Source organism: Burkholderia sp. E168m23 (assembly GCF_016586125.1).
Classification (GTDB): domain Bacteria; phylum Pseudomonadota; class Gammaproteobacteria; order Burkholderiales; family Burkholderiaceae; genus Burkholderia; species Burkholderia orbicola.
Map to the genome: position 1 here is coordinate 1 of NZ_BCPP01001507.1, position 958 is coordinate 958.

The following is a 958-nucleotide window of genomic DNA, read 5'->3' on the forward strand; positions in this document are numbered from 1 at the left end:
GATGCGGGATCACTTCCTCGAAACACCGCGCGTCGTCGTCGCTGAACGGCCGGTTCAGGCCCTGGCGATAGATCGACATGAACGTCGTCAGGCCGAAGCGGCGATCGAGCGTACACACGCACATCAATTGCGCGAGCCCGTACTTCACGCACCAGTCGCGAAACCGCGCATCGAGCCCCGGCTCGACGACCGTCAGCCGCACCGCGCGGCCGTGCGCGCCGTGCAACGTGCGGTGCGCGAGCGGATCGCAATCCCGCACGCGCTTCCAGTCGGTGAAGAACGCGTGCGGCAACCGGTACAAAAAGCTGTTGTGCATCACCGGACCGGTCGGCACGTGGGTCGCGACGCCGGTCCACGCGGCATCGAACGGAAAGAGCGCCTGCAGCAGCGAAAAGAACCGGCATTCGAATTCGCCGATGGCGGACTGCGCGGCTACCGCATACAGATCGAGCAGCATCAGCCCGAGTTCGCGCCGCGGCGCGTCGCCGCGCGCGACGCCGTCGAAATCGGCACGCCGGGACGGCCGCGGCGGCCACGCGAATTCGTCGAGGACGATGGCGGCCGGCACGTCGCGCAGCGCGTCGAGATCCTGCCCGATATCCGTCGTGATCCTCACTTTCCGCTCCCCTGCCCGGTCGGGCTGCCGATATGCGCAACGACACCGGCCGATTATAGCCAGCAGCTTTTTTGGCGGGCCACGGCGCCGGAACGCTCGCCAGCCCCATCCATTTGAACGGTGCGCCGCACGTTGCTGCTGCGCAGCACGGTGCACGGCGCCATTGCGCCGCGTTCATGCCGGGCACCGCGGGTTTTCCGCACCGTTCATCTGGACGACTGTTCGACGGTTTTCCGTAATAACTTCGTATAGCATACATTATACGAAGTTATACGACCACTTCCTTCGGGTCTTCGTAGCTCTTCGCGAACTCGTCGACTTCCGCGCGGATCTGTTCCGGCT

1 pseudogene is annotated in these 958 nt (G+C 65.0%); it reads right to left on the reverse strand.

The window, feature by feature from the left end:
- Positions 1-616: pseudogene (locus tag JMF90_RS38510) on the reverse strand (DNA-binding response regulator); the annotation flags it as partial.
- Positions 617-958 lie beyond the last annotated feature (342 nt).